This is a genomic window from Gemmatimonadales bacterium, assembly GCA_030697825.1.
Lineage (GTDB): Bacteria > Gemmatimonadota > Gemmatimonadetes > Gemmatimonadales > JACORV01 > JACORV01.
In genome coordinates this window covers 1-2,984 of the sequence record JAUYOW010000165.1, presented here as the reverse complement: position 1 = coordinate 2,984, position 2,984 = coordinate 1, and the positions used below count along the sequence as shown (strand labels likewise).

Sequence of the window (2,984 nt, the reverse complement as noted above, 5' to 3'; positions counted from 1 at the left end):
CGGGGCGGGGGCGGGCTGGCCGGGCGTCCCCTGGCTCATGTAGGCGTCGATGAGGTTCTCCGAGTACCCTGCCGCCCGCAGGCGCGCCCGGATCTGATCGGGCGTCATGCCGCTCTGCTGGATGCGCTGGCGCAGCTGATCGCCGAGGCCCCGCTGCTGGATGGCCTGCTGGATCTGCTGGTCGGTGACGCCCGGCGGCCGGGGCGGTGGTTGCTGGGCGACCATGAACCGGGGTGAGGCCAGCGCTATGAGGCCTGCCGCCGCGAGGGCGAACCGCCGATGGGTGAAGTTGCTCAAGTAGTGTAGGCCATCCGTCTGAGGGTACTTTGCGTCATAAAGTAAATAGTAGCACCAAGTAGAAACCACGTCAACACAGCGGCGCTAAATGTCGTTGGCACAAGGGCTTTCGTCAACGGACCACACCGATAGGGTCGAGTCCCGGGCGGCGCAACTCAGCCCTGTCCCTCCAGGCGCGCCACGAGGCGCGCGAACTCCTGTAGTCCTCGAAGCGGATGCCACGGCGCCCGGCCAGCTCCCCCGCTATGTCGATGACCCCCTGGCACACGACCAGGAGCGAGAACAGCACGTCGTTGTGGAGGCTGAGGTCGGCGCGCAGCGACTCGGCATCGCGGACCCTGGGAGCGAGATCCCGCAAGCGATTGAGGTGCAGCCGCAGCTCCGCGAGCCGCTCCACCAAGAACGTCATCGCGAGAGCGCGAGCAGCTTGAGACGCCTGGTTCTCTCGAGGAACGGTCTGAAGTCCGCGTACCTTAGCAGCGCCGTGCGAACCAACGCGTGGTCCGCTGCCTCGCCCTCCGGACCCGAGCAGTAGAGCCTGGCGCCACGGGTGATGATGCTGAAAGCAAGCTCCGGGGGCGCGTCGTTCAGCACGACCACGTCCACCTCGTTACAGTGAGTCGCGGCGATCAGCTCGGAGTTGAGGCTCACCGCTGCGCGTGCCCGCTCCCCTCGCAGGAGAAAGGCACCGTAGTCCAGCACGACCGCCACATCCACGTCGCTCTGGGCGTGGGCTGTTCCCCGGACGTGACTGCCGAACAAGTACGCCGACATGACGCCCCGGGGATGGGCCGTGGCGAAATAGTCTCGAACGGCTTGGGCAAGTGCGCTCACAACCCCTCCTCGCGGCCAAAGATAAGCCGCCGGCTCGCGGCGCGCAGGATCGCGGCGACGTCCCCCGCATAGCGGTCGGCCGAGAAACGCTCCACCGCGGCGCGCCGCGCCGCCGTTCCCATCGCCTGACGGTCGGCCGCGAGGCCGGTCACCATCAGCTCGCTCAGCCTCCGCACGTCGCGCGGCGGCGCGAGCCACCCGGTCACCCCGTGCTCGACGATCTCGCGCGGGCCGCCCGCGTCCGCGGCGATGACGGGCACCCCTGACGCCATGGCCTCCACGATCACGCGCCCGAACGGCTCCGGCCGGGTCGAGAAGTGCACCACGAGGTCGAACTCCGGATAGAGCCGCCACGGCTCGGTCTGGAACTTCAGGAAGTGGATCCTCTCGTGCAGCGGCTGGGCCGTGAAGGGGCCGGGAAGCGACGAACGCCGCACTCTTCGGACCAACTCCTCACCGTAACCACGCTCGGCCGCGGTGTCGTAGATCGGGCTTCCCACCAGGACGAGATGAGCGTCGGGTTGTTCCGCCGCGATCCGCTCGAAGGCTTCGACGACCAGCAGATGCCCCTTCCACCGCGCGAAGACGGCCGGCATGCCGATGAGCCGCACCTGGTGCGGAAGATTCAGCTGGTCGTGGATCCAGTGCGTCCGGGGCGCAGGCTGGAATCGCTCCGTATCAACGCCGTTGAGCGCGACCCTCGGGGCGGGGAACCGCGGCATCCGCCAGGCGTCCGCCACGGAATGCGATACCGCGATCGTCGCGTGGGGTATGGCGCCGGCCAGCGTTTTCCAGACCGCGTCGAGCCGGTCAGGCGGGAACTCGTGCAGGTGCCAGACGGGGCGATAGCCGCGCAGCAGCGTAGCGGCGAGGTGCGCCTTAAAGCCGTTCGAGTAGAGGACGGTGGGGCGGCCGGCTGGGAGCGTGGAGAGCCGGTCCAGTTCCGCGCCGATCGCGCGCGACCATCGCCACACCCCGCGACCGAAGCGCAGGATGCCCTCAGCCGAGAGTGCGGCGCGCTGCGACAGCTCGAGGAAGTCGGCCGGCGCCGCCGCCACAGTGACGGGGACGCCCGCCTGTTTGAGCGCATCGCCGAGCGGGCCGGGCTTGGGCAGCACGACCAGCGGCTCGATGCCGTGCGCCCGCGCGCGGGAGGCGAAGTCGAAAAGCACCCACTCCGATCCGCCGAGGGCCGCGGAGACGGAGAGGCAGGCGACGCCTAGTCGCGCTTCGCCAGCGCCAGCCATAGGAATGTGTAGTTGCCGCGGTTCCACCGGATGGGGGCGTCGCCGGCCTCGAGCGACACGGGGCCGTCCGGCTCGAGCCCGAGCTTCCCGGCGAAGGCGATCCACGCCTCGACGGTACCGCGTGAGGCGATCGTCCACGGACGGCCGAAGGCGGAGAGGCCTTCGGTATGGATGGGTGTTGGCCAGTAGTCGGTGGTGAGCAGGAGCCTGCCACCGGGGCCGAGCAGCCGGGCCGCGCGGGTGAAGAACGCCTCGGCGTCCATGCCGTGCTCGATCGCGGACAGGCAGGTGAGCGCGGTGAGCGAGTGCTCCGGCCGGTCGAGCGCGAAGAAATCCTCCGCTACGTACTCGATCGTCCCCGCGCCCGGCATCCGGCGAACGCGCGGGCCGGTGTCGCAGCCTGCGAGGTTGCCGTAGCCGGCGCGCCGAAGCGCCCACAGCACCTCGGACTGCCACGCCCCGACGTCGAGGACGGCGCCCTCTTTGGGCACCGCTTCCAGGCAGTGGTTCACGGCGCGCCACACGTCCCACGATTTCCCGCGGTCCCGGAACATGGGATACGTGGTCACCCGCGCGTCCGCCGCGAGGCGCCAGAGGCGCGTGACG

The 2,984-nt window shown here is 69.7% G+C and carries 5 protein-coding genes; all 5 read right to left on the bottom strand.

All coding sequences use genetic code 11. From position 1 onward, the window contains the following. A partial coding sequence (locus tag Q8Q85_09105; protein MDP3774411.1) for a hypothetical protein occupies positions 1-297 on the bottom strand: 297 nt, incomplete at its 3' end. A 112-nt stretch (positions 298-409) separates the two neighbouring features. Next, the gene (locus tag Q8Q85_09100) at positions 410-706 is read right to left on the bottom strand and encodes a hypothetical protein (GenBank protein ID MDP3774410.1); all 297 of its coding nucleotides are present in this window, start codon (positions 704-706) and stop codon (positions 410-412) included. Beyond that, positions 703-1,131, bottom strand: a complete 429-nt coding sequence (locus tag Q8Q85_09095) for a nucleotidyltransferase domain-containing protein (GenBank protein MDP3774409.1) — start codon at positions 1,129-1,131, stop codon at positions 703-705. Before Q8Q85_09095 ends, Q8Q85_09100 begins: the two co-directional genes overlap by 4 nt. Next, complete coding sequence (locus Q8Q85_09090; protein ID MDP3774408.1) at positions 1,128-2,378, bottom strand: glycosyltransferase family 4 protein; 1,251 nt, start codon at positions 2,376-2,378, stop codon at positions 1,128-1,130. The genes Q8Q85_09095 and Q8Q85_09090 overlap by 4 nt, the downstream gene beginning before the upstream one ends. Beyond that, a partial coding sequence (locus Q8Q85_09085) for a methyltransferase domain-containing protein (GenBank protein ID MDP3774407.1) occupies positions 2,351-2,984 on the bottom strand: 634 nt, incomplete at its 5' end. The genes Q8Q85_09090 and Q8Q85_09085, both read right to left, overlap by 28 nt.